Source organism: Streptomyces sp. NPDC001902, from assembly GCF_042891295.1.
GTDB lineage: Bacteria > Actinomycetota > Actinomycetes > Streptomycetales > Streptomycetaceae > Actinacidiphila.
In genome coordinates this window covers 74,877-101,006 of record NZ_JBIATA010000017.1, presented here as the reverse complement: position 1 = coordinate 101,006, position 26,130 = coordinate 74,877, and the positions used below count along the sequence as shown (strand labels likewise).

The following is a 26,130-nucleotide window of genomic DNA, read 5'->3' as shown; positions in this document are numbered from 1 at the left end:
CAGAGCAGCCTCGGGGCGCCAGCCGGTACCGCCAGACCGGTGGCCTCTCCGCGCTCTGCCGCGGGACCGGCAGTGCTCCCGCCGTGAGAGATGAGCCGCCACTCACACGAGAAGGGGGCGTCGTGACCGCGGAGACCTCTCAGACGCTCGATCGGGGCCTGCGGGTCCTGAAGCTGTTGGCCGACACCGACCACGGACTGACCGTCACGGAGCTGGCGGTGAAGCTGGGCGTCAACCGTACGGTGGTCTACCGCCTCCTGGCCACGCTGGAGCAGCACTCCCTGGTCCGCCGCGACCTCGGCGGCCGCGCCCGGGTCGGGCTCGGCGTGCTGCGGCTGGCGCACCAGGTGCACCCGCTGCTGCGCGAGGCCGCGCTCCCCGCCCTGCGCTCCCTCGCCGAGGACATCGGCGCCACCGCCCACCTCACCCTGGTCGACGGCACCGAGGCGCTGGCCGTGGCGGTCGTCGAGCCGAGCTGGACCGACTACCACGTCGCCTACCGCACCGGTTTCCGGCACTCCCTCGACCGCGGCGCCGCGGGCCGGGCGATCCTCGCCGGGCGCAGCGTGCAGCCGTACGAGCCCGATTCACGGTGTTCCGAGGGCCCCGGGTACGTGCTGACCCACGGCGAGCTGGAGGCCGGGGCGAGCGGTGCGGCGGCCCCGCTGGTGGGCGTCCCGGGCATCGAGGGCAGCGTGGGCGTGGTGATGCTCGCCGACGCGATACCCGAACGGGTGGGTCCCCGGGTCGTCGAGGCGGCGCTGGAGGTCGCCGACGCCTTGCGCTAGCGGCCCCGGCGCCCCGGCGCCCCGGGCCCCGGCACGCCGGGCCGCCGCCGTGAACTACATTCACCCCATGCCTTTCGTCTCCGCCCGGAACCGGATCCTCGCCGTCTGCGCCGCGCTCGTGGCCGCGCTGCTGGCGGTGGCCCTGTTCGCGCCGCTGCCGATCTCGATCGTCGTGCCGGGCCTGACGGCCGACGTCCTCGGCGACGACCAGGGCAAGCCGGTGATCACGATCTCCGGGACAGGGACCCGCGACACCTCGGGGCAGCTGCGGATGACGACCATCGCGGCGACGAACCCGGACGCGGCCGTCCGCTTCGGTGACGTCCTCAAGGCCTGGTTCGCCACGGACCAGGCCGTGATGCCGCGCGACGCGGTCTACCCGACCGGCGGCACCGTCAAGGAGATCGAGCGGCACAACCAGGCGGAGATGACCGAGTCCCAGCAGGACGCCACCGCCGCGGCCCTGCGGCAGCTGCGGCTGTCCCCCTCGGACGTCAAGGTCACCCTCCATCTTGCGGACGTCGGCGGGCCCAGCGCGGGCCTGATGTTCAGCCTGGGCATCATCGACAAGATCGAGGGCAACGGCCGCGGCGGCGACCTCACCGGCGGCCGCAGGATCGCCGGTACGGGGACGATCACCGCCGGCGGCAAGGTCGGCCCGGTCGGCGGCGTCCCGCTCAAGGAGCAGGCCGCCCGGCGTGACGGCGCGACCGTCTTCCTCGTCCCGAAGGCCGAGTGCGCCGACGCCAGGGCCGAACTGCCCAAGGGGCTGCGCCTGGTGCCCGTCACCACCCTGGACGGCGCGATCGACGCCCTGGACGCCCTCGACAGCGGCGGCAAGGTGCCCAGCTGCTAGTGCGAGGTCAGGTGCCCCGCCGGGCGTCCATGTGGCGCCAGGAGGGGAAGACCAGCGGGCACAGCGTCGCGAGGAAGTACGCCCCGCCGGTCAGCAGCAGCGCGCCGGCCAGGCCGATGCCGTCCACCAGGTAGCCCGCGGCGAGGCCGCCCACGGGGGTGGTGAGCAGCACCCCGGCGCCCAGGGTGCCCAGGGCGCGGGTGCGCAGCTCGTCCGGGATGTTCTCGAAGGTCACCGTCGCCAGGATCGGGTTGAGCGCCCCCGCCGCGATGCCGCCGGCCACCATGGTCACCGCCAGGGCACCCCATCCGGGCACCCATGCGGCGACCAGGAACCGGGGCGCGCCGCACAGCAGGAAGCACACCGTGTAGACCGGCCATCGCGGCAGGCGGTGGCCCATCGCGCCGTACAGCAGCGCCCCGGCGAACGCGCCGGCCCCGAAGAGCCCCGACAGTAGGCCGAGTTGGACGGAGCCGCCGAGCTCCCGGTCGGCGTGCACGGGCAGCAGCACCGAACTCCAGCCCGCGTCGAGGCCGTTGGTGACCATGACCATCAAGGTGATGGCGAGCAGCAGGCGGGTGCGGATCAGGAAGGCGTAGCCCTCGCGCAGTTCGGCCCGGTACGTGCGCAGGGAGACCGGTGCCGTGTCCTTGGCGGGTTCGGCGCCCGGCAGCCCGCGGACGCCGAAGGCGATCAGCAGCGCGGAGACGGCGAAGGTCGCCGCGTCCAGCAGCAGCACCGCCTCCGCGCCCAGGACGGCGATGAGCACACCGCCGGCCGAGGCGCCGAGCATCCGGGCGCCGCGTGAGGCGCCGTCGAAGTAGCCCGCGGCGCGCCCCAGTGGCGTCCCGGCCCGCTCGGCCAGCACGGGCAGCAGGACCTCGCGCGCGGTCTCGCCGGGGCCGTGGAAGAGCCCGCTGACGGCCATCAGCGCGCACAACTGCCAGAAGCGCAGCACGCCCGCGAAGTGGAGCAGCGGGATCGCCACGACGGCCACCGCGCACACGGCGTCCGACAGGACCGAGGACCTGCGCCGTCCGAAGCGGTCGATGACCGGCCCGCCGACGAGCGCGGAGACCACGACCGGCAGGGTCGCGCAGAAGGCCGCCAGGCCCGCGCGGGCGGCGCTGCCGGTGGTCTGCAGCACGAACCAGGGGACGGCGAGCACGGTGAGCGAATTGCCGCTGATCGACACGACATTGGCGGCCAGGACCAGCCGCAGCGGCCGCGGATCGGGTGCGGGCACGGGCCCGGTGGCCCGCTCGGTGCCGTCGGATATGCCGGTTCCGGTCTCCATGTGTGTCCCCCGTGGTCGGTGCGGTCAGTCCGCGGTGCGCGGAAAGGTGTGCAGGTGGACGCGGACGGGCACGGCGTCCTCGGTGTCCCCGGCGTCCTCGTGGTCCGAGCGGTGCCCGCCTTCCGAGGTGCGGTAGCGCTCCAGCACGGCGTGGAGTTCGTCGCGCAGGGCGCGGGCTCCGGCCGGGGTGAGCCGCAGGGCGAAGTCGCTGAGGTCGAAGCTGCGGCGCCACTCCGCGGGCCAGTCGCCGACGGTGGCGAGCCAGGTCTCCAGCTCCGCGGCGTGGTGCGCGGCGACCTCGCGCCCGAACAGCCCGATGGCGGCGCGCACTTCGGGGTCGGCGTGGCCGAGGAAGCCCCCGGCGTCGAAGTGCGTGCCGCGGTGCGCGGCCCTCCACCAGCGCTCGCGTGCGGTGCCGCGGTCCGGTTCCTCCTCGACGAAGCCGTACGCCGCCAGTTGCCGCAGGTGGTAGCTGGTGGCGCCGCTGGATTCGCCGAGCCGGGCCGCCAGGCCGGAGGCGGTGGCGGGGCCGTGCTCGCGCAGCGCGGCGAGCAGCCGGATGCGCAGCGGGTGCGCGAGGCCGCGCAGGGTGCGCGGGTCGAGGCTGATGACGCCGGGGTCGGTCGCGTCGGCGGTGGGGTCGTCTGGCACGGTCCCACCGTAGGCGTTGCAAAGGCTCCTTTGCAACGCTTTCTTTGCATGCACCGCCCGACGCGCTCACCCCGCCCGCTCACCCCGCCCTGATGAAGCCCTCCTTCACCAGCCACTCCTTGGCGACCTCGTGCGGGTCCTCGCCCTCCACGTCCACCTTCGCGTTGAGCTCCCGGCCGACGTCGGTGGTCAGCTTCTCCGACAGCGGGTCGAGCAGGGAGCGGATGGCCGGCCAGCGCTCCAGGGCCTCGCTGTTGACGACGGGTGCGGCGTCGTAGTTCGGGAAGAAGCGTTTGTCGTCCTCCATGACCTGCAGGTCCAGGGAGGCGATCCGGCCGTCGGTCGTGTAGACCTCGCCGAGCAGGCAGGAACCGGGCTTGGCGATCTGGGTGTAGATGATCCCGGTGTCCATCTTGCGGATGTTGGCGGAGGGCAGGTCCATGCCGTACGCCTTCTCCATGCCGGGCAGGCCGTCGTCCCGCGAGGCGAACTCGTTCTCCACGCAGAGGGTGACGGCCTTGGGGTCCCTCCGCGACAGGGCTGCCACGTCGGACAGGGTCCGCAGTCCGTACGGGCGGTTCTTGTCCCGGCTGATGGCGAGGGCGTAGGTGTTGTCCAGGGTGGACGGCCGCAGCCAGGTGATGCCGTTGCGCAGGTCGGCGTCCCGGACGGCCCGCCACTGCTCCATGGGGTCGGCGATGGGCTCGTCGTGGCCGAGGTAGGTGATCCAGGCGGTGCCCGTGTACTCGTACATGGCGTCCGCGGCACCGGACTTGACCGCCTCCCGCGCCCCGATGGAGCCCTGGATGTTGGTGCGGTCCAGCACCTCGGCGCCGGCCGCCTTGAAGACCAGGCCGATCATCGAGCCCAGGATGATCTGCTCGCTGAAGCTCTTGGACGTCACCGTCAGCGAGGCGCCCTTGAGCGGGAGCCCCTGTCCCAGGGAGCCGGGGCGCACGTCGTCGACGAGCGGGCTGCCGCTCTTGAGCCCGCAGCCCGGGGCGCAGGCGAGCAGCACCAGGAGGCCCGCGGCCAGGGCCCGGCGGCGCATCAGCCCGTGTCCAGACCGTGCGGCCGCAGCACCTGCTCGGCCAGCGACGCCAGCCAGTCCACCAGCAGGGCCAGCACCACGGTGAGCACCGAACCCAGCACCAGCACCGGGATGCGCTGGGTGACGATCCCGGTGGTGATGATGTCGCCGAGCCCGCCTCCGCCGACGAAGGTGGCGAGCGTGGCGGTGCCCACGTTGAGCACGAGCGCGGTGCGCACGCCGGCCAGGATCAGCGGTACCGCCAGCGGCAGTTCGATCCGGGACAGCGTCCCGGCCGCCGACATCCCGATGCCGCGCGAGGCCTCGATCAGGGTGGGGTCGATGGCCCGCAGCCCCGCCATGGTGTTGGACAGCACCGGCAGCACCGCGTAGACCACCATGCCGATCAGCGCCGTGCGCGGCCCGATGCCCAGCCAGATGACCAGCAGCGCCAGCATCCCGATGGCGGGCGTCGCCTGCCCGATGTTGGCGATCGCCGTGACCACCGGCGCGGCGGGGCGCAGCCGCCGCCGGGTCAGTGCGATGCCGAGCGGGACGGCGATGACCAGCACCCAGAAGGTGGAGATCGCGGTCAGCTTGACGTGCTGCCACAGCCGCACCCTGACGGTGTCGCCGACGAGGGCGTTCTCGGCGATGGAGTCGAGGGTGATGCCGGTGATCCACAGGTAGGTGGCGAGCAGGACGAGGGCCAGCACGACCGGGGTGACCAGCAGTCTCCGCCAGGTCAGCCGCCGGGCCGGCGGTCCGGCGGCGGGCCCGGGGGGCCGGTCGCCGAGGCCCTCGCCGCCCGCGGGTTCCTCCGGGCCGGCCGGGCCCTGCCCGGCCCCGGGAGCCGTCGCGGGCCCGCCCGGCCCGCCCGTCCCGTCCGTCCCGCCCGGCGGTGCGCCGGTGGCGGGGCTCATGCCCGCGCCCCCGGTTCGTGGTCGGCGCCCTCCTGCTCGGCCCGGGTCTGCGGGGCGCGCAGCTCCTCCAGTTCGTGACGGTGCTCCAGGGCCGCCAGCCGGTCCTCCTCCAGCAGCTGGTGCACGGAGTTGAGCAGCGTCTCCATGTCCACCACCCCGGTGAACTCGCCGCGCCGGCCGGTCACCGCGACCCGTCCGCTGCTGTCGGTGAGCACCGCCTCCAGGGCGTCGCGCAGGGTCGCGTCCCGGGTCACCGTGTCGCCCACCAGCGTCCCGGCGCGGGCGAGCGAGCCCTTGGCGCGCATCAGGTCGCCGCGCCGCAGCCACTTGTAGGGGCGGCCCCTGCGGTCCAGCAGCAGCAGTTCGTTGGTCGTGGTCACCTCCCGCAGCCGGTCGAAGATCGACTGGAGGGGGTCGTCCAGGCGCACGGTCGGGAAGTCGGCGACGCCCACGTCCCGCACCCGGGTCAGGTTGAGCCGCTTCAGGGCGGCCCCGGCGCCCACGAACCCGGAGACGAAGTCGTCGGCCGGATTGGTCAGGATCGCCTCGGGGGTGTCGAACTGGGCGATGTGCGAGCGCTCCCGCAGCACCGCGATGCGGTCCCCGAGCTTGATCGCCTCGTCGAAGTCATGGGTGACGAAGACGATCGTCTTGTGCAGTTCGTGCTGCAGCCTGATCAGTTCGTCCTGGAGATGGTCACGGGTGATCGGGTCGACGGCGCCGAAGGGCTCGTCCATCAGGAGCACCGGGGGATCGGCCGCCAGCGCCCGCGCCACCCCGACGCGCTGCTGCTGACCGCCCGACAACTGGCGCGGGTAGCGGCCCCGGAACTCCCTCGGGTCCAGCCCGACCAGGTCCAGCATCTCCTCGACGCGGTCCCGGACCCGCGCCCTGGACCAGCCCACCATCCGGGGGACGAGCCCGATGTTCTCGGCCACCGTCATGTGCGGGAACAGCCCGGAGGACTGGATCGCGTAGCCGATCTTGCGGCGCAGCTTCACCGGGTCCATGTCGGTGACGTCCTCGCCGCCGATGCGGATGCGGCCCGAGGTCGGCTCGATCAGCCGGTTGATCATCTTCAGGGTGGTGGACTTCCCGCACCCGGAGGGACCGACGAAGATCACTGTCTCGCCGGCCCCGATCTCCATGCTCACGCCGTCCACGGCCGGTTCCGCGCTGCCCGGGTACCGCTTGGTCAGCTGCTCCAGCTCGATGGTCGCGCCCGACGCCTCAGCCACGGATCCCCCGGGGGACGGTGAGTCGCCCGAGCAGCACGTAGCAGGCGTCGAAGAGCAGCGCCAGGACGACGATGCCGACCGTCCCGGCCAGCACCTGGTTGAGGGCGTTGGCGCCGCCCAGGGAGGCGATCCCGCGGAAGATCTCGTTGCCGAGCCCCGGCCCGGAGGCGTACGCCGCGATCGCCGCGATGCCCATCAGCATCTGCGTCGCCACCCTGATGCCGGTCAGGATCGGCGGCCACGCCAGCGGCAGCTCGACCCGCGCCAGGGCGGCCGTCCGCGACATCCCGATGCCGCGGGCCGCGTCGACCAGCGCCGGGTCGACCCCGCGCAGCCCCACGATCGCGTTGCGGACCACCGGCAGCAGCCCGTACAGCGTCAGGGCCGTCACCGTCGGGGGGACGCCGAGCCCCAGCCAGGGGATCAGCAGGCCGATCAGGGCCAGGGAGGGGATGGTGAGGATCGTCGCGGTGGAGGTGACGGCCAGGGCCGCGGCCCAGTCGCGCCGGTAGGACAGGACCCCGATCGCCACCCCGATCGCGGTCGCCAGCACCATGCACTGGAAGACGAGGCTGGCCTGCTGGTACGCGTCGATCAGCAGCTGCTCGTGACGGCTGGCGAGGTACTCCCAGAAGCTCACCGGGCATCACCCCTGCCGTCCCTCGGCTACGTGTCCGCGTCCTGTGCCGCCTGCTCGACCAGCGGGATGATCCGCAACGGGACCGGGTTCTCCATGACGATCGCCGTGGAGGCCCGCACGATGCCATCAAAGCCCACAACCCGGTCGATCACACGTTGGAGATCGGCGTTCGAGCGGGCCACCAGCCGGCACAGCATGTCCCCCTGCCCGGTCGTGGTGTGCAGCTCCAGGACCTCCGGGACGCCGGCCAAATGCGCCCGCACGTCCGGGCCTTGCCCCTGCTTGATCTCCAGCGTGGCGAAGGCCGTCACCGGGTAGCCCAGCGCGGCCGGGTCGACCTGCGGTCCGAAGCCGCGGATCACCCCATTGGCCTGAAGGCGGTCCAGCCGTGCCTGCACGGTCCCGCGCGCCACTCCCAGGCGCCGCGAGGCCTCCAGCACGCCGATCCGCGGTTCCTCGGCGAGCAGCTTGATCAGCCGTCCGTCCAGCCGGTCGATCCCCATGACACCCCAGTCCCTCCTGTGACGGTGGTCACCGTGCACAGAATGCCGCCTGATTTCCGCCGACTGCTGTACAGGTTGTCCAGTCGTTCTGCAAACTATTGCGCACCTTGAGGTGCCGGGCGAGGCTGCTGCCATGACTGAGACCCTGGATCACACTTCCCCCACCCCCGGCGACGCGGACCCGTTCCCGGTCAAGGGAATGGACGCGGTCGTCTTCGCGGTGGGCAACGCCAAGCAGGCCGCCCACTACTACTCGACCGCGTTCGGCATGAAGCGCGTGGCCTACTCCGGACCGGAGAACGGCAGCCGCGAGACCGCGTCCTACGTCCTGGAGTCCGGCAGCGCCCGCTTCGTCTTCACCTCCGTCGTCAGGGCCGCCACCGACCACGGCCGCTTCCTGGAGGAGCACGTCGCAGCCCACGGCGACGGCGTCGTGGACCTGGCCCTGGAGGTGCCGGACGTCCGCGCCGCCTACGACTACGCCCTCGCCCACGGCGCCACCGGCCTGGAGGAGCCCCACGAGGTCGGCGACGAGTACGGCACCGTGGTGCTGGCCGCCATCGCCACCTACGGCCAGACCCGCCACACCCTGGTCGAGCGCGGCGCCTACAAGGGCCCGTACCTGCCCGGCTACGTCGCCGCCGAGCCGATCGTGGAGCCGCCGGCCAAGCGGTTCTTCCAGGCGATCGACCACTGCGTCGGCAACGTCGAGCTCGGCAAGATGAACGACTGGGTGACCTTCTACAACCGCGTCATGGGCTTCACCAACATGAAGGAGTTCGTCGGTGACGACATCGCCACCGAGTACTCGGCCCTGATGTCCAAGGTCGTCGCGGACGGCACGCTGAAGGTCAAGTTCCCCATCAACGAGCCCGCGATCGCCAAGAAGAAGTCCCAGATCGACGAGTACCTGGAGTTCTACGGCGGCCCGGGCGTCCAGCACATCGCCCTCGCCACCAACGACATCGTCGCCTCGGTCCGCGCCATGCGCGCCGCGGGCGTCGAGTTCCTCGACACGCCCGACTCCTACTACGACACCCTCGGCGAGTGGGTCGGCGACACCCGTGTCCCGATCGACACCCTGCGGGAGTTGAAGATCCTGGCAGACCGGGACGAAGACGGCTACCTGCTGCAGATCTTCACCAAGCCTGTCCAGGATCGCCCGACCGTCTTCTTCGAAATGATCGAGCGGCACGGTTCGATGGGCTTCGGCAAGGGCAACTTCAAGGCGCTCTTCGAAGCGATCGAGCGCGAGCAGGAGCGCCGCGGCAACCTCTGATCGCCACCGCCGCCGACTCCGGCGCCGGACCGTGCCCCCGCGGGGGAGGGCGCGGCCGGCGCCGGTCGCCGTCAGAAGACGATCGTGAGGTGGCGCAGGGCCGTCAGAAACGCGTACGCGCCGAACGCCCACAACGCCAGCGCCCCCAGCACCGCCCCCGTCGCCGCCCACAGCCCCGTGCGCGGCGGCCGCCGCAGCGCCCCGGCGAGGGCACCGATCACCACCCCGGCGGCCGGCAGGCCCGCGATGAGCAGGGCGGCGTTCTCCAGCGCGACCTTGGCGCGGTGGTTGCCCACCCAGTCCGTGGGGCTCTTGTGCTGCGCCGCGTCCGCCGCGCCCATGACCCACAGCACCACCGGCGGGGCAAGCAGCACGACCGCCCACACGCAGCGCACCACGATCCTTCGCCCGTGGCGTCGCCGCGCCTGCGCCGTGCCCCCGGGGTCCGTCGTGTCCGTCACGGCGGCCATCCTCGCCGCGCCCCCGCCCGCGCCACCATCCGTACGGATACTCAGGAAGCCGTGAACCGCGCGGTGACGTGATCTTCCCCGGGCGGCGGCGCGGTGCGAAGCTGGACGCATGGGCGATCTCATCGACCGGCTGCGCGCCGGACTCCCCGACGAGGCCATCCTCGCCGATCCCGACGTCACCGCCTCGTACGCCAACGACATGGCCAGCTTCTGCCCGGCCGGGGCGCCCGCGGTGGTCGTCCTGCCGCGCACCGTGGAGCAGGTCCAGCACGTCATGCGGACCGCCACGGCGCTGCGGGTGCCCGTCGTGCCGCAGGGGGCCCGCACCGGCCTGTCGGGCGCCGCCAACGCCTCCGACGGCTGCATCGTGCTCTCCCTGACCAGGATGGACCGCATCCTGGAGATCGACCCCGTCGACCGGGTCGCCGTCGTCGAGCCGGGCGTCGTCAACGCCGCCCTCTCCCGCGCCGTCGCCGAGCGGGGCCTGTACTACCCGCCGGACCCCTCCAGCTGGGAGCAGTGCACCATCGGCGGCAACATCGGCACCGGCTCCGGCGGCCTGTGCTGCGTGAAGTACGGGGTCACCGCCGAGTACGTCCTCGGCCTGGAGGTCGTCCTGGCCGACGGACGGCTGCTGCGCACCGGCCGGCGCACCGCCAAGGGCGTCGCCGGCTACGACCTGACCCGGCTGTTCGTCGGCTCCGAGGGCAGCCTCGGCGTCGTCGTGCGGGCCGTGCTGGCACTCAAGCCCGCGCCGCCCGCCCAGTTGGCGCTGGTGGCGGAGTTCGGCTCGGCCGAGGCGGCCTGCGCGGCGGTCTGCGACATCATGACCGGCGGCCACGTGCCCTCGCTGCTGGAGCTGATGGACGGCACGACCGTGCGCGCGGTCAACGACATGACCAGCATGGGGCTGCCCGAGTCGACCGAGGCACTGCTGCTCGCCGCCTTCGACACCCCCGACCCGGCCGCCGACCTGGCCGCGTTGGGGGCGCTGTGCACGGCCGCCGGGGCGACGCAGGTGGTGCCCGCCGAGGACGCGGCGGAGTCCGAAATGCTGCTGCAGGCACGGCGGATGGCGCTGCCCGCACTGGAGCGGGTCTCCACGGCCACGATGATCGACGACGTGTGCGTGCCGCGCGGCAGGCTCGCCGCGATGCTCGACGGGGTCGCGGCGATCGCCCGCAAGCACGACCTGACGATCGGCGTGTGCGCGCACGCCGGGGACGGCAACACCCACCCCGTGGTGTGCTTCGACGCCGCCGATCCCGAGGAGTCCGGCCGGGCCCGCGAGTCCTTCGACGAGATCATGGCGCTCGGCCTGGAGCTCGGCGGCACGATCACCGGGGAGCACGGCGTCGGCGTCCTGAAGAAGGAGTGGCTGGCCCGCGAACTCGGCCCGGTCGGCGTGGAGATGCAGCGCGGTGTCAAGGCCGTCTTCGACCCGCTCGGCATCCTCAACCCCGGCAAGGTGTTCTGAGCCCACGGCTCCGGCCACCCGGCCCGCGGGCCGCCGCCCTACGCGTCCGGCGGCTCGTCGGCGCCGTGCCAGGGGTCGGGCGTGCGGCGCTCGTCGCGCGCGCCCTCCCCGGCGGCCGGGGCCAGCAGCTCGTCCAGCCGCTCGTCCATGGCCAGGTGGTCCAGCTCCGTCCCCGGCGGCACCGCCCGCAGCGTGCGCTCCAGCCACGCCGCCACCGGGTGCGAGGACGCCTCCAGCAGGGCGGTGCCGTCCGGCGAGCTGAGGGCCATGCAGATCACGCTCCGTCCGTCCGTCTTGGTCGGCCAGATCCGTACGTCACCGTGCCCGCTCGGCCGGAACACCCCCTCGACCAGCAGCTCCCGGGCGAAGGTCCAGTTGACGGGGCAGTCGGAGCCGATGTGGAAGGTGATGTGCACGGCGAAGGGATCCTCCGCCCGGTAGGACAGCTTGGCCGGGACGGCGATGCTGCGCTCGGGCGACAGCACCAGGTGCATCTCCAGTTCCCGTTCGACCACGGTGTGCATCTCGTCGTCCTTTCCTCGGCGCGAAGGCCCCTGGCGGTGCTGCGCGGCGGGTGCTGCGCGGGGCCCGCACCGGGAGAGAGCGCATACGGCCTTCACCATTACGCGGGTCCGGGCGATCGGGAAGACTTTTCCCGAAGGCCCGGCACGCGTGAGATGGATGCGGTACACACGGAACGTCGCCGTCCGCCCCGCCCTGGGTGCGTCCGGCCGTACGACGGCCCTCCCGTTCCCGCCCCCGCCGCGCCCACGGCTCCGCGGCGCGCACGTCCCCGTCCGTCCGAGGCGGTGTCAGTTCGGAAGCGTATCGGTTCGGTCGACGGGATTTGCCCCGGAATACCGATCCTCGCCCAAGGATCGTTTCTTTCGTCCGCCCGCCGCGTTCTTCGTTAGTGTCGTCCCTTGCACGCCGGGGACGGCGGGCTGGTCCGAACGTGTCGGTCGTGAGGGGAGTTGTCTCGGATGACCTCCGGTAGCAGCGGCGGGAGTCTGCCCGGTCCCGGGTACTACCCGGACCCGTCCATCCCGGGCTACATCCGGTACTGGAACGGGTCCTCCTGGGTGCCCGGTACGAGCCGCCCCGCCCCGCAGCCCGGGGAGGACCTCGCGCCGCCGTCCGGTGCCGCCGTGGCAGCGGCCGGCCCCGTGCTGGCACCGCCGCCCGCGCCCCCGGTGCCGCAGACCCCGGCGGCGACGCCGTGGACCCCTGCGCTGGAGGAGTCCGGGCCGATGTTCCTGGACGAGGACCCGCTGGCGCCGAGGGCCGAACGCGGACCCGGCACCTTCACCGGGCTGCAGGCACAGGCGCAGCCGCAGCCGCAGTCGCGCCCCGCGGAGCAGCCGCGGCAGGAGTCCCGTCCGGATCCCGCCCCGGAGCGGGCGTGGGCCGCCGACCCGGCCCGTCAGGCCCCCGCGCCCCGCGTGTCGTGGGGCACCCCCGAGCGTGCGGAGCAGCCCGCCGCACCCGACCGGGTCCAGGCCCCTTCGCCGGCCCCCCTGCGGACCGCCGCCCCCGCCCCGTCGCCGGCCCCGGCTCCCGCGGCCGCCCGTGCGGCCGCCGCGGGCGCGGCCGGGAGCACGGCGTCCGCGCCGACCGAGAGCGCGGTGCCCGGGCAGCAGCAGCCCGCTCCCGTCCCGTGGGCGCAGCAGGTGCACGACCTGGCCCGTCAGGTCCCGCCGCAGGGCGGGGAGGCCGCCGCCCCCGCGTCATGGCGGCCGGCGGCCGACGACCCGTCGGCCCCCGCGCGGCGGCAGGCGCGCCCCGCGTCGCCGGGGAGGCGCCTGGTGGCCCGGCTGATCGACAGCGCGGTGGTGGGCGCGGTCGTCGCGGCCGCCGCTCTGCCGCTGGGCACGGCGGCGTACGAGCACCTGCGCGACAAGGTGGACGCCGCCCGGCTGACCGGCGAGGAGGTGACGGTCTGGCTGGTCGACGGCACGACGGGCGTGCAACTGGGCATCCTCGCCGCCGTCGCGCTCGTCACCGGAGTGCTGTACGAGGTGCTGCCCACCGCCAAGTGGGGCCGCACCCTGGGCAAGAAGCTGCTCGGCCTGCGCGTGGTGGACGTCGAGAGCCGGTACGAGCCCGGCTTCGGGCAGGCGCTGCTGCGCTGGCTCACCCACACGGTGCTGGACGCGCTCGTGATCGGCCTCCTCGGGCTGGTGTGGTGCCTGTTCGACCGGCCGTGGCGGCAGTGCTGGCACGACAAGGCGGCACGCACCTTCGTGGCCCGCGACAGCTGACACCCGAACGGCCCCCGCCGGAGGCGCGGCCGAATCGTCCGGGTTTCACTCGGGGCATGAGCACCGACCAGCCCGAGGACCCGTTCGCCAAGCCGCCCCGGGAGCCGTCCGGGCCCGCGCAGCCGCCGCCCGGGCAGTCACCGCCGCCTGCGGAGCAGCCGCCGCCGCCCGGGCAGCAGCCCTACCCGCCGCCCCCGTACCAGCCCCCGCCCGGCGGCTCGCCCTACGACCAGCCGCCCCCGGGCTACGGCGGCGGCGACCCCTACGCCAGTGGCCCGTACGGAGCGGGCGAGCCCGATCCCCTGGCCGGGATGCCCCCGCTGGCGCACCGGGGGCGCAGGCTGCTCGCGCGCATCGTCGACGGGCTGATCATCGGCATCCCGGTCTACGGCCTCACCGGGCTGATCTGGGACTACGACTACAACGCCACCGGCGCGGTGTTCTCCCAGGGCGTCATCTACGCCGTGATCTACCTGGCCTACCAGGTGTTCATGCTCACCCGTTCCGGGCAGAGCCTGGGCAAGAAGCTGCTCAAGGTGCGGGTCGGCATGCTCGCCGACGGCACCAATCCGACGGCCCCGGCGGCGCTGAAGCGGGAGTCGGTCTACTCCCTGGTGCCGATCATCCCGTGCTGTGGTGAGATCTTCTGGATCATCGAAGTGCTCTGGTGCACCTGGGACAAGCCGTACCGTCAGTGCCTGCACGACAAAGCGGGGCAAACCGTGGTGGTTTCGGTGGAGTAAGGCACGCTGTGGGGTGATCGTCGCAGGGCCGTGACCATCACCGTCTATGCGCCGTCATGCCCGGCTGATTTACTCACTCCATGAGTTCGAATCAACCGCCCGGCTACGGTTACCCGCAGGGCGGCTCGGGGGGCCAGGACCCGTACGGGCAGAACCCGTACGGACAGCAGCCGCACCCCCAGGGCCAGAACCCTTACGACCAGCAGCCGTTCCCGCAGCAGCAGTCGCCCTACGCCTATCCGCAGCAGGCGCCCGGTTACGGCCAGATGCCGACGGACCCGGCCCTGGCGGGCATGCCCCCGCTGGCCGGCAGCGGCCAGCGCTTCCTCGCCCGGCTCATCGACGGCGGCATCTTCCTCGTCGCGCTCATCATCCTGATGGTCGCCACGGGCACCTCCTTCACGGACACCGGCGCGTTCCTCGTGATCGAGCTGCTCGTCTTCGCGGGCGCGTTCGCGTACGAGGGCCTGATGCTCCAGTCGACCGGTCAGACCATCGGCAAGAAGGTCATGAAGATCCGCGTCGCCAAGCTGGCCGACGGCAGCCCGCCCGGCAGCGCCGCCTGGGGTCGCGCGGCGGTCTACTCCTTCATCGGCATCGTGCCGTGCGTGGGCTCCATCCTGTCGCTGCTGAACGTCCTGTGGCACCTGTGGGACAAGCCGTACCGCCAGTGCTGGCACGACAAGGCGGCCAAGACCGTCGTCGTCCAGGCCTGACACCCGCACCGACGAAGACGAAGACGACGGCCCCGGAGTGGACGCTCCGGGGCCGTCGGCGTGTTCTGCGCGGGTGCGTTCAGCGCCGCAGCGAGTGCTCGCCCAGCCGGGTTTCGGCGGCACCGCGGACGCGGGGTCGTGGCACCGGCTGCTGTGCGGCGGGCAGTTCGCGCCTCGTGCGGCGCGTGCCGGCCGGGATCGCCGCCGTCACGGCGACCAGGACACCGAGCGTCAGTCCTGCCGCGGCGATGACCGCCACCGCGACGCCCGATCTCGCCTCGGAGAGCAGCAGCATCGCGAGGGTGGAGAGCACCACGGTCGCGGAACCGTAGGTCAGCTGTGCGGGGGTGGGACGTGGCATGGCTGATCCGTCCTCATATACGACGATTGTGGCGGAGCGTCGGCCAGGGCCGTCTTCCCGGTGGTTCAGACGTGGCACGCCAACCACCGACTCTATGGTGCGAGATGCCCGCACGGAACGCCCGGTAAGCGTGACCTAACCCACGGTGCGGAAGCACGGGGGGCGCACGGGGTCGCATCGCGATCTTCCCCGGGAGGCAACGAGCCTGCGGCGAAGTGGAGTTGCGCAGGCCGATGTGTCCGCTATGTGCAACGGATCGGTCGCTCACCGTACTTGCCGGTCATGGGCAAGTCAAGATCTGTCTTTTCATCCGTCACTCCGGTGCAATGGCTTCACCCTAGGGAGGTCAATACATCGTGATAAGCCAACGACGGACCATCAGATCCGCCGCTCTGGCCGTGGCGATCGCCGCAATAGGCGCCACCGCCTTCCCCGTCGCGGCAGCCCAGGCCGACCCGCAGGCCGGTCGCGTCGTGCGGCACGACCCGGCGAAGGCGGAGCGCGTCGAGCACGATCTGAAGGGCCCGCTGAGCGAGCGCCAGTCCGCCCAGCGCCAGCAGGCGATCGAGCAGGTCATCTCGGGCAAGTCCAAGGTCGAGGACCGCGGTGCCTCGGACGTGGTCAAGCTCGGCAAGAACAAGTACGTCGAACTCGGGCGCGAGAAGACCGACAAGATCTTCGTGATCCTCGCCGAGTTCGGGACCAAGACCGACCCCCAGTACGGCGGTACGGCCGGTCCCGCGCACAACCAGATAGCCAAGCCCGACCGTCGCAAGGACAACAGCACGGCGTGGCAGGCGGACTACAACAAGCAGCACTTCCAGGACCTGTACTTCTCCAAGGCCTCCGGCAAGGAGTCGATGGCGAAGTACTACGAGAAGCAGTCCTCCGGCCGCTACTCGGTCGCCGGCGAGGTCGCCGACTGGGTCAAGGTCGACTGGAACGAGGCCCGGTACGGCAGCAACCAGTGCGACACCTGCACCTGGAACCTCGTCGCGGACGCGGTGAACAAGTGGGTCGCCGCGCGCAAGGCCGCCGGTGACTCCGCCGCCACGATCAAGGCGAAGCTGGCCGAGTACGACCAGTGGGACCGCTACGACTACGACGGCGACGGCAACTTCAACGAGCCCGACGGCTACATCGACCACTTCCAGATCGTGCACGCCGGTGAGGACGAGTCCGCCGGCGGCGGCGCCCAGGGCGAGGACGCGATCTGGGCCCACCGCTGGTACGCGTTCGGCACCGACGCCGGCGCCACCGGCCCGGCGGGCAACCTGCTCGGTGGCACCCAGATCGGCGACACCGGCGTCTGGGTCGGCGACTACACCGTCCAGCCGGAGAACGGCGGCCTCGGCGTCTTCGCCCACGAGTTCGGCCACGACCTCGGTCTGCCGGACCACTACGACACCACCAACACCGCCGAGAACTCCACCGGCTTCTGGACGCTGATGTCGTCCGGTTCCTGGCTCGGCGCCGGCAAGGACTCCATCGGCGACCTGCCCGGCGACATGACCGCCTGGGACAAGCTGCAGCTGGGCTGGCTGAACTACAGCACCGCAAAGGCCGGCAAGGTCGGGATCAGCACCCTCGGTGTCGCGGAGTACAACACCGCGAGGAAGCAGGGCCTGGTCGTCACGCTGCCGAAGAAGACCGTGACCACCGAGCTGGCGACGCCGGCCGAGGGCGCGAAGCAGTGGTGGAGCAGCAAGGGCAACAACCTGAGCAACACCCTCACCCGCGACGTCGACCTCACGGGCAAGACCTCGGCGAGCCTGTCCCTCAAGGCCTGGTACGACATCGAGCGCAGTTACGACTACCTCTACACCGAGGTGTCCACCGACGGCGGCGCCACCTGGACGGCGCTCGACGGCACCATCGGCGGTGCCCCGCTCCCGCGCGACGCCAGCGACAAGCCGGCGCTGACCGGCAGCGCGACCTCCTACCAGGACATGGTCGTCCCGCTGGACGCCTACGCGGGACAGTCGGTCAAGCTGCGCTTCCGCTACCAGACCGACGGTGGACTGGCGATGAAGGGCTTCCTCGCCGACGCCATCACCGTGACCGCGGACGGGGCCACCCTGCTCAGCGACGGTGCCGAGGCCGGTGACAACGGCTGGACCGTGAACGGCTTCACGGCCAAGGGCTCCACGTTCTCCGAGGACTACCCGCAGTACTACATCGCGGAGAACCGGCAGTACGTCTCGTACGACAAGACCCTGAAGGTCGGCCCCTACAACTTCGGCTGGGGCACCACCAAGGAGAACTGGGTCGAGCACTACGCGTACCAGAACGGCCTGCTGATCTGGCTGTGGGACACCTCGCAGGACGACAACAACGTCAGTGAGCACGCCGGTTCCGGCCGGATCCTCCCGATCGACGCCCACCCCAAGGCGCTGAAGTGGAGCGACGGCACGCTGCAGCGCAACCGCGTGCAGTCCTACGACTCCACGTTCACCAAGGCCCGCACCGACGCCATCACCCTGCACAAGAACGGCGTTGCCACCAAGCTCCCGAGCCTGCCCGGCAACACGGTCTTCGACGACAAGAACTCCTACTGGTCCTCGGAGAACCCCACGGGCAGCGTGAAGGTGAGCCCGACGAACACCAGCATCACGATCCTCCACGAGGCCCGGGACGGCAGCACCATCACCGTCCGGGTGGGTCCCTCCAAGAAGTGATCACGCTCCGCACGAAGTGACCTGATCGGCCCCCGTCCCCTGGTGGACGGGGGCCGATCTGCCGATCATGTGCTTATGGCCAGCGGCGGTTTCACCAGGCTTCCGAGCGGCGACGTCGTCGTGGCCCTCCGGTTGCCCTCGCCCGGCGGGGCCCCGGACGAGTACATCAGGGTGCTCGTCGTCTCGGCCAACCGCCAGCGCGCGCTGACCCGCCTGCGGAACCTGGGCTTCCGTACCGTCCGTCTCGTCGGCAACATGGAGCCCCCCACGTCCGACGAGATCAACGCCGTCCTCCACCACCCCGACGGGCTCGTCTGGCGCCGCATCCCCTCGGCCCCGGCCGCCCCCTGGCAGTCCATCGCGGCGCTGCTGGGCCCGACGGTGCGCCGCTGAACCCGGGGCGCGGCCCCGGGGGCCGTCCTCCCGCCACTGGCCGTCAGGCCTGTTCGCGGACGACCGGCTTCCCGGACAGCTCGGCGCCGGCGGCGCGCAGCTCCTCCAGCGCCGACGCGGTCGTCCTCGCCATGACGCCCGCCGTCAGGTCGAGCAGCACCCGGGTGCGGAAGCCCTCCCGCACGGCGTCCAGCGCGGTCGCCCGCACGCAGTGGTCGGTGGCGATGCCGACCACGTCGACCTCCGCCACCCCGCGCTCGCGCAGCCACCGGGCCAGCCCGGTGCCGTTCTCGTCGGCACCCTCGAAGCCGCTGTACGCGCCCGCGTACGCGCCCTTGTCGAAGACCGCCTCCACCGCGCCCGAGGCGACCGCCGGAGCGAAGTTGGGGTGGAAACCGACGCCCTCGGTGCCGGCGGCGCAGTGCACCGGCCAGGTGTGGACGTAGTCGGGGTGGTCGGAGAAGTGGTCGCCGGGGGCGACGTGGTGGTCGCGGGTGGCCACGACGTGCCGGTAGCCGGCCGTGGCGTCCCCGATGAGGTCGGTGATGGCGGCGGCGACCTCGGAGCCGCCGGCGACCGCCAGGCTGCCGCCCTCGCAGAAGTCGTTCTGCACGTCCACGACGATCAGTGCGCGGTGCATGGTGGTCGGTCCTTCCGGTCGCTGTCGCTTGTCGACTCTAGTGAGCGGCGGCCCTGCCGCGGCAGGGTGCCCCGGCGGATCAGTGGGTGATGTACTCGGTGTGCAGCGCCGGCTCGCCGCGCGACAGCTGGGTCGCGGACAGCGGCAGGGCGGCGCGCGCCTCGATGTGGCGGGTGCGGGCCGCGTCCAGCGGCTCCCGGTGCACGGTCTCGCCGCCCAGCACCAGCGGCACCAGCAACTGCCGGTCCGCCAGCGGTCCCGGGACCGGTCCGGTGCCGATCACCTCGGCCTCGGCGACCCCGTCGGCGTCCAGCCGCCGGGCCGCCCACTTGCGTCCGCCGATGCTGGTCTTGCCGCCCATGGACTTCTTGGCGACGGGCACCAGGGGCGCGCCCGGGTCGTCGGAGGTGGCCCGGGCGACCAGCTTGTAGACCATCGAGCAGGTCGGCTGCCCGCTGCCGGTCACCAGGGAGGTGCCGACCCCGTACGCGTCGACCGGCGCCGCGGCCAGCGAGGCGATCGCGTACTCGTCCAGGTCCGAGGTCACCACGATCCGGGTGTTCTTCGCCCCCAGGTCGTCCAACTGCTGCCGCACCCGGTGGGCGAGCAGCAGCAGGTCCCCGGAGTCGATGCGCACCGCGCCGAGCTCCGGCCCGGCGATCTCCACGGCGGCCCGGACGGCCGTCGCCACGTCGAAGGTGTCGACCAGCAAGGTGGTGCCCCGGCCGAGCGACTCGACCTGGGCGGTGAAGGCGTCCCGCTCGTCGTCGTGGAGCAGGGTGAAGGCGTGCGCGCTGGTGCCGATGGTCGGCAGGCCGTAGCGGAACCCTGCGGCGAGGTTGCTGGAGGAGGCGAAGCCGCCGACGTAGGCGGCGCGGGAGGCCGCCACCGCCGCCAGTTCGTGGGTGCGGCGGGCACCCATCTCCATCAGCGGGCGGCCCCCGGCGGCCACGGCCATCCGGGAGGCGGCGGCGGCGATCGCGGAGTCGTGGTTGAGGATCGACAGCACCACCGTCTCGAGCAGCACCGCCTCGGCGAAGGTGCCCTCGATCCGCATGACCGGCGAGCCGGGGAAGTACACCTCGCCCTCGGGGTACCCGAGGACGTCGCCTCGGAAGCGGTAGCCGGCCAGCCATTCCAGGGTGGGCGCGTCCACGACGCGCTCCCGTTCCAGGAAGGCCAGGATGCGGTCGTCGAAGCGGAAGTTCTCCACGGCGTCCAGTACCCGTCCGGTACCGCACACCACCCCGTACCGGCGCCCCTCGGGCAGCCGGCGGGTGAACACCTCGAACACCGAACGACGGTGGGCGGCGCCGCTGCGCAGCGCGGCCTGCAGCATGGTCAGCTCGTACCGGTCGGTGAACAGCGCGGTGGAGGGGACAGTGACGGGCAGCCCCAGGTCTGCAGTGCTCATGTCCGAGGATGCTACCCCCAACTCTCGTCAGAGTGACGATTTCTCGGAGGGCCGGTTTCCCTGTCGGCACGGTCTGGTGACAGCATGGGTCCCGTGAGTGTCGCCCCCGCAGAGATCGAACGGACCGAGTCGAGCGAGGCCCCCTTCGAGGTGCCGTCCCCGGACGTTCCCTGGGTGACTGTCGTCCACAACGACCCGGTCAATCTGATGAGCTACGTGACCTACGTCTTCCAGGCGTACTTCGGCTATCCGAAGGACAAGGCCACCAAGCTCATGCTCGACGTGCACCACAAGGGCCGCGCCGTGGTCTCCAGCGGCACGCGCGAGGAGATGGAGCGCGACGTGCAGGCCATGCACGGCTACGGGCTGTGGGCCACCCTGACGCAGGACCGCTGAGGCCGCGAGACCACCGAGGCCGCGAGACCACCGAGAAGACCACCGAGCCCCTGAGGGACGGCTGATACCGACATGCCCGGCTACTTCCAGACCGCCGCCGCAGGCGGCGCCGCCGTCGCGCTCGACGAGGTCGAGATCTCCATCCTGCGCAGCCTGGCCGTGCAGCTCCTGGAGCTGATCGGCCCCGGCGACGCCGCCGACGGCGCCGAACCGGCCGACCCGCTGGCCGAGCTCTTCGCCGAGGGCCCCACCCGGCCCCCGCAGGACCCGGCGCTCGCCCGGCTCTTCCCCGACGCCTACGAGGAGGAGGCGGACTCCTCGGACTTCCGCCGCTACACCGAGAACGACCTGCGCACCCGCAAGCGCGGCGACGCGCTCGCCGTCGTCCGCAGCCTCGACGCGCTGACCCCCGGCGGTGACGGGGGAGCGGTGCTCAGCCTCGACGCGGAGCAGGCGCGCCGGTGGCTCGGCACCCTCAACGACCTGCGGCTGACCATGGGGACCCGGCTGGAGGTCAGCGAGGACGAGGACAGCGAGCTGTACCGGCTGCCGGACTCCGACCCGCGCAAACCGCTCGTCATGGCCTACCTCTGGCTCGGGGCGCTCCAGGAGAGCCTCGTGGAGACCCTCATGCCGTGATCCGGGGGGCGTCCGTTCGCTCAGACGACGCTCAATTCCGGATAACGATCACGTCACCGCAGCGGACCGCATTCCCATTCGGCGCACCTTCTGTCCGCTTCTTCCTGTGCCATGTGCCACATTTGCGCTGCGTGCCCGGCGCACACCCCGTGATACGAATCCTCGACCACCGGCCGTGACGCCACCCCTGTCCCGGTCGGTCGCGTGGCCGGCTGACCCCGGCGTGCACCTCCACCATCCGGGGGGATCGGAACCCGATCCGGGCCGTCGCGGCCGGACGGGCATGGAGAAAGGCACAGCACCATGACCTCGACGCAGGTCGAGCAGTACGAATCGGGCGACGGCGCCACGGGGGCCGCGCCGGAAGAGGGCTACAAGCGGGGACTCAGCGCCCGTCAGGTCCAGATGATCGCCATCGGCGGCGCCATCGGCACGGGCCTGTTCTACGGGTCCAGCAAGGGCATCGCCGCCATCGGGCCCAGCCTGATCGCCTGTTACACGGCCGCCGGCATCGTGATCTTCTTCATCATGCGGGCCCTCGGCGAGCTCCTCACCTACCGCCCCACCTCCGGCAGCTTCGCCGACTACGCCCGTGAGTTCTTCGGGCCGTTCGCCGGCTTCGCCACCGGCTGGTCGTACTGGGCCCTGTGGGTCACCGCCTGCATGTCCGAGGTCACCGTCGCGGGTGCCTACATCAACTTCTGGTGGCCGTCGATCCCCGTCTGGTCCACCGCCGCGGTCGCCCTCGTGGTGCTCTTCGTCGGCAACCTCGTCTCGGTCAAGATCTTCGGCGAGCTGGAGTTCTGGTTCTCCACGATCAAGGTCACCGCGATCGTCGCGATGATCGTCATCGGCGTCGGCATCCTGACCTTCGGCTTCTCCTCCGCCGGCGACACCGCATCCGTCACCCACCTGTGGGCCGACGGCGGCTTCGCCCCCAACGGCGCCTGGCAGGCCATGCTCGCCATGCAGGGCGTGATCTTCGCCTACCTCGGCGTCGAACTGGTCGGCATCACCGCGGGCGAGGCCGAGAACCCCAAGCAGACCCTGCGCAAGGCGATCAACACCCTGCCGGTCCGCATCGGCATCTTCTACGTCGGCACGCTGATCGTCCTGCTGTCGGTCTTCTCCTGGACCAAGTACACCGCGGGCGTCAGCCCCTTCGTCCAGGTCTTCGCCCAGGTCGGCATCCCCGGCGCCGCCGGGATCATGAACTTCGTGGTCCTCACCGCCGCCCTGTCCTCCTGCAACTCCGGCATCTACTCCACCGGCCGGATGCTGCGCGGCCTGGCCGTCAACGGCGAGGCGCCCAAGGCCGTGGCCAAGCTCAGCGACCGGCAACTCCCGCTGCCCGCGCTCGTCATGTCCACCCTCTTCATGGGCATCGGCGTCATCGTCAACGTCGTCTCCCCGGACAAGGCGTTCGTCTACATCACCTCCGTCGCCACCTGCGCCGGCCTGTGGACCTGGATCGTGATCCTCGCCGCGCACCTGCGCTACCGCGCCAAGGTCCGCGCCGGGCTGCTGCCCGCCGCCGACTTCCGGATGCCGGGCGCCCCGGTCACCAACTGGATCGCCATCGTGGCGCTGCTCTCCGTCGTCGTCCTCATGGCGACCGACGCAGACACCCGCCTCGGCCTGTACGTCTGGCTCGTCTGGTCGGCCCTGCTCGGCATCGGCTACGCGGTCCTCAAGCGGCGCACCCCCGGCGACCGCGCCCTGGCCCTCGCCCAGGAGTAGTCCCGGGCCCGGCGTCTCAGCAGGTGACCGCCGTACAGCCGTACGGCGGTCACCTTCTCTATCCTGACGACCATGCTGACCATCACCCGTGCCCTGCACGACGCACTCGTCGCCCACGCCCGCGCCGACCACCCGGACGAGGCCTGCGGCGTGATCGCGGGTCCGGCCGGCAGCGGCCGGCCCGAGCGGCACATCCCGATGCTCAACGCGGCCCGCTCGCCCACGTTCTACGAGTTCGACTCCACCGACCTGCTCAAGCTCTACCGGGAACTCGACGACCGCGACGAGGAGCCGGTGGTCATCTACCACTCGCACACCGCCACCGAGGCCTACCCCTCGCGCACCGACATCTCCTACGCCAACGAGCCCGGCGCCCACTACGTACTGGTCTCCACCGCCGACACCGACGGCGCCGGCCCCTTCCAGTTCCGCTCGTTCCGCATCGTGGACGGCGAGGTCACCGAGGAGCCGGTGGAGGTCGTCGACCCGTCCATCTGAGACGCGACGGTCCGTATCCTGGGACGACCGTCTCTGGGGCCCGGGGGGAATCGATACGATGAGCCCATGGTTTCCCACGACGTGAGCGACAGGGCGCCGGGCACGCTGCTCGTGGCGCGGCTGCACGTCGACCTGTGCCGCCTCGCCAGCGCGGCATGTACGTGCGCCTGAGCACCGTCAGCCCGCGCAACCCCGCTTCCCGCCGTACTCACGCACCCACTGGAGCCGACGCATGGCCATCGAGGTCCGCATCCCGACCATCCTCCGCACGTACACCGACGGCGCCAAGGCCGTCGAAGGCAGCGGCAGCACCGTCGACGAACTCCTCGCCGACCTCGACACCCGCCACACCGGCATCCGCGAGCGCATCGTCGACGGCGGCGAGCTGCGGCGCTTCGTCAACGTCTACCTCAACGACGAGGACGTCCGCTTCCTGGACGGCATCGCCACCAAGCTCACCGACGGCGACAGCGTGACGATCCTCCCCGCGGTCGCCGGCGGCAGCGGCCTGCCGGCCGACCGCGTCGGCGGGCGCTGATGCGGTACGACAGCCCGCTGGCAGCCGTCGGCAACACCCCGCTGGTACGGCTGCCGCGCCTGTCACCCTCCGGCGAGGTGTCCGTCTGGGCCAAGCTGGAGGACCGCAACCCCACCGGCTCGGTCAAGGACCGCCCGGCGCTGCACATGATCGAGCAGGCCGAACGCGCCGGCCGGCTCACCCCCGGCTGCACGATCCTCGAACCCACCTCCGGCAACACCGGCATCTCGCTCGCCATGGCGGCCCGGCTCAAGGGCTACCGCATGGTCTGCGTCATGCCCGAGAACACCTCGTCCGAGCGGCGCGAACTGCTCACGATGTGGGGCGCCGAGATCATCCCCTCCCCGGCCGCCGGCGGCTCCAACACCGCCGTCCGCGTCGCCAAGGAACTGGCCGCCGAGCACCCCGACTGGGTGATGCTCTACCAGTACGGCAACCCGGACAACGCCGGCGCCCACTACGCCACGACCGGCCCGGAGATCCTGACCGACCTCCCCTCCGTCACCCACTTCGTCGCCGGGCTCGGCACCACCGGCACCCTCATGGGCGTCGGCCGCTACCTGCGCGAGAAGGTCCCCGGCGTGCAGATCGTCGCCGCCGAGCCCCGCTACGACGACCTCGTCTACGGACTGCGCAACCTCGACGAGGGCTTCATCCCCGAGCTCTACGACGAGTCCGTCCTCACCACCCGCTTCTCCGTCGGCTCCGAGGACGCCGTCCGCCGCACCCGCGAACTGCTCCAGCAGGAGGGCATCTTCGCCGGCGTCTCCACCGGAGCCGCCCTCCACGCCGCCCTCGGCGTGGCCCGCAAGGCCGAACGCGCCGGGGAGCGCGCCGACATCGTGTTCGTCGTCGCCGACGGCGGCTGGAAGTACCTGTCGACCGGCATCTACACCGCCGCGTCCACCGAGGCGGCCGTCGCCGCCCTGCACGGCCAGCTCTGGGCCTGATCCTCCCCCCACGGCGCCCTCGCCCCGCCGGACTTCCGGCAACGAGGGCGCCGTACTGGTGATTCCGCCCACAACGGGGCTCCGCAGAGGAGCACGCGCACGCCGTGCGCCTTACGCTCAAGAGCACATGGCGGGTCGCTCCCGCCCCTCCCCCCTCCCCCTGCGGAGCGGGGGCGTCGTGGCGCGCCAACGCAAGACCCCCGGAACAATCCACGGAGGTTTCTGCACATGAAGCTCACCGTCGTCGGCTGCTCGGGGTCGTTCCCGTCCGCGGAATCGGCCTGCTCGAGCTACCTCATCGAGGCCGACGGCTTCCGGCTGCTCCTCGACATGGGCAACGGCGCCCTCGGCGAGCTGCAGCGCCACTGCGGTCTGTACGACCTCGACGCCATCCTGCTGAGCCATCTGCACGCCGACCACTGCATCGACATGTGCGCCTACTTCGTCGCGCGCTACTACCGCCACGAGGGCGGCCCCGCCCACGCCATCCCCGTCTACGGGCCCGAGGGCACCGAACGGCGGCTGGCCAGCGCGTACGGGGACGTGCCCGACGAGAAGTGCATGAGCGAGGTCTTCGACTTCCGCACCCTCGAACCCGGCACCTTCCGCCTCGGCCCCTTCACCATCACCGCGGACGTCGTCAGCCACCCCGTCGAGGCGTACGGCTTCCGTGTCGAGCACGCCGGTCGCGCCATCACCTATTCGGGGGACACCGGTCCCTGCGACGCGCTGCTGACGCTCACCGAGGGCACCGACCTCTTCCTGTGCGAGGCCTCCTTCACGCACGGCAAGGAGGACATCCCCGACCTGCACCTCAACGGCCGCGAGGCCGGCCAGTACGCGGACCGCGCGGGCGCCGGGCGGCTGCTGCTCACCCACATCCCGCCGTGGACCGACCCGCGGACCAACCTCGAGCACGCCCGCGAGGTCTACGACGGCCCGGTCGAGGTGGCGAAGGCCGGAGCGGTCTACGAGGTCTGAGCGCCCCCGCCCGAAGCAGCACGAAGCCCC

At 71.9% G+C, this 26,130-nt stretch carries 29 protein-coding genes; 17 read left to right on the top strand and 12 right to left on the bottom strand.

The genetic code is table 11. From position 1 onward, the window contains the following. The first annotated feature begins 122 nt into the window (after positions 1-122). On the top strand, positions 123-788 hold the full coding sequence (locus ACFYYN_RS26075; RefSeq protein WP_500330063.1) for an IclR family transcriptional regulator: 666 nt from the start codon (positions 123-125) through the stop codon (positions 786-788). A gap of 67 nt (positions 789-855) precedes the next feature. Next, positions 856-1,644, top strand: a complete 789-nt coding sequence (locus ACFYYN_RS26070) for a S16 family serine protease (RefSeq protein WP_500330061.1) — start codon at positions 856-858, stop codon at positions 1,642-1,644. Positions 1,645-1,651: 7 nt separating this feature from the next. Here the strand turns inward: ACFYYN_RS26070 and ACFYYN_RS26065 are convergent, their stop codons facing one another. The 7 genes from ACFYYN_RS26065 to ACFYYN_RS26035 form a co-directional block, all read right to left on the bottom strand. After that, positions 1,652-2,941, bottom strand: a complete 1,290-nt coding sequence (locus ACFYYN_RS26065; RefSeq protein ID WP_500547712.1) for an MFS transporter — start codon at positions 2,939-2,941, stop codon at positions 1,652-1,654. 24 nt (positions 2,942-2,965) lie between these two features. After that, positions 2,966-3,592: an ArsR/SmtB family transcription factor gene (locus ACFYYN_RS26060; RefSeq protein WP_500330057.1), complete on the bottom strand. Its 627-nt coding sequence runs from the start codon at positions 3,590-3,592 to the stop codon at positions 2,966-2,968. Positions 3,593-3,671: 79 nt separating this feature from the next. Next, on the bottom strand, positions 3,672-4,643 hold the full coding sequence (locus ACFYYN_RS26055) for a glycine betaine ABC transporter substrate-binding protein (protein WP_500547711.1): 972 nt from the start codon (positions 4,641-4,643) through the stop codon (positions 3,672-3,674). Further along, on the bottom strand, positions 4,643-5,545 hold the full coding sequence (locus ACFYYN_RS26050; protein ID WP_500547710.1) for an ABC transporter permease: 903 nt from the start codon (positions 5,543-5,545) through the stop codon (positions 4,643-4,645). Before ACFYYN_RS26050 ends, ACFYYN_RS26055 begins: the two co-directional genes overlap by 1 nt. Next, positions 5,542-6,783, bottom strand: coding sequence for a betaine/proline/choline family ABC transporter ATP-binding protein (locus tag ACFYYN_RS26045; protein WP_500330052.1), 1,242 nt, complete (start codon positions 6,781-6,783; stop codon positions 5,542-5,544). Before ACFYYN_RS26045 ends, ACFYYN_RS26050 begins: the two co-directional genes overlap by 4 nt. Then, positions 6,776-7,423, bottom strand: a complete 648-nt coding sequence (locus tag ACFYYN_RS26040) for an ABC transporter permease (RefSeq protein WP_499512097.1) — start codon at positions 7,421-7,423, stop codon at positions 6,776-6,778. Before ACFYYN_RS26040 ends, ACFYYN_RS26045 begins: the two co-directional genes overlap by 8 nt. 26 nt (positions 7,424-7,449) lie before the next feature. Beyond that, positions 7,450-7,926, bottom strand: coding sequence for an Lrp/AsnC family transcriptional regulator (locus tag ACFYYN_RS26035; protein WP_499512096.1), 477 nt, complete (start codon positions 7,924-7,926; stop codon positions 7,450-7,452). Positions 7,927-8,059: 133 nt separating this feature from the next. Between ACFYYN_RS26035 and hppD the strand changes: the two genes are divergently transcribed. After that, entirely contained in the window at positions 8,060-9,205 is a 1,146-nt protein-coding gene (hppD, locus tag ACFYYN_RS26030) for a 4-hydroxyphenylpyruvate dioxygenase (protein ID WP_500330049.1), read from the top strand. A 71-nt stretch (positions 9,206-9,276) separates the two neighbouring features. On the opposite strand, the gene ACFYYN_RS26025 is transcribed toward hppD, so the two are convergent. Beyond that, positions 9,277-9,666, bottom strand: coding sequence for a hypothetical protein (locus tag ACFYYN_RS26025; RefSeq protein ID WP_500330048.1), 390 nt, complete (start codon positions 9,664-9,666; stop codon positions 9,277-9,279). Between the two features lie 118 nt (positions 9,667-9,784). On the opposite strand from ACFYYN_RS26025, the gene ACFYYN_RS26020 reads away from it, so the two are divergent. Continuing rightward, the gene (locus tag ACFYYN_RS26020) at positions 9,785-11,152 is read left to right on the top strand and encodes an FAD-binding oxidoreductase (protein WP_500547709.1); all 1,368 of its coding nucleotides are present in this window, start codon (positions 9,785-9,787) and stop codon (positions 11,150-11,152) included. Positions 11,153-11,190: 38 nt separating this feature from the next. Here the strand turns inward: ACFYYN_RS26020 and ACFYYN_RS26015 are convergent, their stop codons facing one another. Beyond that, positions 11,191-11,676, bottom strand: coding sequence for an SsgA family sporulation/cell division regulator (locus tag ACFYYN_RS26015; RefSeq protein ID WP_500330046.1), 486 nt, complete (start codon positions 11,674-11,676; stop codon positions 11,191-11,193). Positions 11,677-12,135: 459 nt separating this feature from the next. Between ACFYYN_RS26015 and ACFYYN_RS26010 the strand changes: the two genes are divergently transcribed. The 3 genes from ACFYYN_RS26010 to ACFYYN_RS26000 all read left to right on the top strand — a co-directional run bounded on the left by ACFYYN_RS26010 (position 12,136) and on the right by ACFYYN_RS26000 (position 14,872). Next, positions 12,136-13,413, top strand: a complete 1,278-nt coding sequence (locus ACFYYN_RS26010; protein WP_500547708.1) for an RDD family protein — start codon at positions 12,136-12,138, stop codon at positions 13,411-13,413. Positions 13,414-13,469: 56 nt separating this feature from the next. Next, complete coding sequence (locus ACFYYN_RS26005; RefSeq protein ID WP_500547707.1) at positions 13,470-14,156, top strand: RDD family protein; 687 nt, start codon at positions 13,470-13,472, stop codon at positions 14,154-14,156. An 80-nt stretch (positions 14,157-14,236) separates the two neighbouring features. Further along, positions 14,237-14,872, top strand: coding sequence for an RDD family protein (locus ACFYYN_RS26000; protein ID WP_500547706.1), 636 nt, complete (start codon positions 14,237-14,239; stop codon positions 14,870-14,872). Between the two features lie 79 nt (positions 14,873-14,951). Here ACFYYN_RS26000 and ACFYYN_RS25995 read toward each other — a convergent pair whose 3' ends face one another. Next, positions 14,952-15,233: a hypothetical protein gene (locus ACFYYN_RS25995; protein ID WP_500547705.1), complete on the bottom strand. Its 282-nt coding sequence runs from the start codon at positions 15,231-15,233 to the stop codon at positions 14,952-14,954. Positions 15,234-15,589: 356 nt separating this feature from the next. Here ACFYYN_RS25995 and ACFYYN_RS25990 point away from each other — a divergent pair, with 356 nt between their 5' ends. Both ACFYYN_RS25990 and ACFYYN_RS25985 read left to right on the top strand, forming a co-directional pair. After that, positions 15,590-17,911, top strand: a complete 2,322-nt coding sequence (locus ACFYYN_RS25990) for an immune inhibitor A domain-containing protein (protein WP_500547704.1) — start codon at positions 15,590-15,592, stop codon at positions 17,909-17,911. Between the two features lie 75 nt (positions 17,912-17,986). Beyond that, positions 17,987-18,304, top strand: a complete 318-nt coding sequence (locus ACFYYN_RS25985) for a hypothetical protein (protein WP_499512087.1) — start codon at positions 17,987-17,989, stop codon at positions 18,302-18,304. Positions 18,305-18,347: 43 nt separating this feature from the next. Here ACFYYN_RS25985 and ACFYYN_RS25980 read toward each other — a convergent pair whose 3' ends face one another. Continuing rightward, positions 18,348-18,944 carry an isochorismatase family protein gene (locus tag ACFYYN_RS25980; RefSeq protein ID WP_500547703.1) on the bottom strand — a complete coding sequence of 199 codons (597 nt, stop codon included), beginning with the start codon at positions 18,942-18,944 and terminating at the stop codon, positions 18,348-18,350. Between the two features lie 79 nt (positions 18,945-19,023). Then, positions 19,024-20,358, bottom strand: a complete 1,335-nt coding sequence (locus ACFYYN_RS25975; RefSeq protein WP_500438832.1) for a nicotinate phosphoribosyltransferase — start codon at positions 20,356-20,358, stop codon at positions 19,024-19,026. An 84-nt stretch (positions 20,359-20,442) separates the two neighbouring features. Here ACFYYN_RS25975 and clpS point away from each other — a divergent pair, with 84 nt between their 5' ends. The 8 genes from clpS to ACFYYN_RS25935 all read left to right on the top strand — a co-directional run bounded on the left by clpS (position 20,443) and on the right by ACFYYN_RS25935 (position 26,100). Continuing rightward, positions 20,443-20,754, top strand: coding sequence for an ATP-dependent Clp protease adaptor ClpS (gene clpS, locus ACFYYN_RS25970; protein WP_499512084.1), 312 nt, complete (start codon positions 20,443-20,445; stop codon positions 20,752-20,754). 72 nt (positions 20,755-20,826) lie between these two features. Continuing rightward, complete coding sequence (locus ACFYYN_RS25965) at positions 20,827-21,393, top strand: DUF2017 domain-containing protein (protein WP_499512083.1); 567 nt, start codon at positions 20,827-20,829, stop codon at positions 21,391-21,393. A gap of 303 nt (positions 21,394-21,696) precedes the next feature. Then, the gene (locus ACFYYN_RS25960) at positions 21,697-23,133 is read left to right on the top strand and encodes an amino acid permease (RefSeq protein WP_500547702.1); all 1,437 of its coding nucleotides are present in this window, start codon (positions 21,697-21,699) and stop codon (positions 23,131-23,133) included. A 72-nt stretch (positions 23,134-23,205) separates the two neighbouring features. Then, a complete protein-coding gene (locus ACFYYN_RS25955; RefSeq protein ID WP_500331285.1) occupies positions 23,206-23,631 on the top strand; it encodes a M67 family metallopeptidase in 426 nt (141 codons plus the stop codon). A 66-nt stretch (positions 23,632-23,697) separates the two neighbouring features. Further along, positions 23,698-23,802, top strand: coding sequence for a putative leader peptide (locus ACFYYN_RS25950; RefSeq protein ID WP_500359501.1), 105 nt, complete (start codon positions 23,698-23,700; stop codon positions 23,800-23,802). 61 nt (positions 23,803-23,863) lie between these two features. Then, complete coding sequence (locus tag ACFYYN_RS25945) at positions 23,864-24,169, top strand: MoaD/ThiS family protein (protein ID WP_499512079.1); 306 nt, start codon at positions 23,864-23,866, stop codon at positions 24,167-24,169. Further along, positions 24,169-25,119: a PLP-dependent cysteine synthase family protein gene (locus ACFYYN_RS25940; protein WP_499512078.1), complete on the top strand. Its 951-nt coding sequence runs from the start codon at positions 24,169-24,171 to the stop codon at positions 25,117-25,119. The genes ACFYYN_RS25945 and ACFYYN_RS25940 overlap by 1 nt, the downstream gene beginning before the upstream one ends. Before the next feature lie 228 nt (positions 25,120-25,347). Continuing rightward, the gene (locus ACFYYN_RS25935; protein ID WP_500547701.1) at positions 25,348-26,100 is read left to right on the top strand and encodes an MBL fold metallo-hydrolase; all 753 of its coding nucleotides are present in this window, start codon (positions 25,348-25,350) and stop codon (positions 26,098-26,100) included. Positions 26,101-26,130 lie beyond the last annotated feature (30 nt).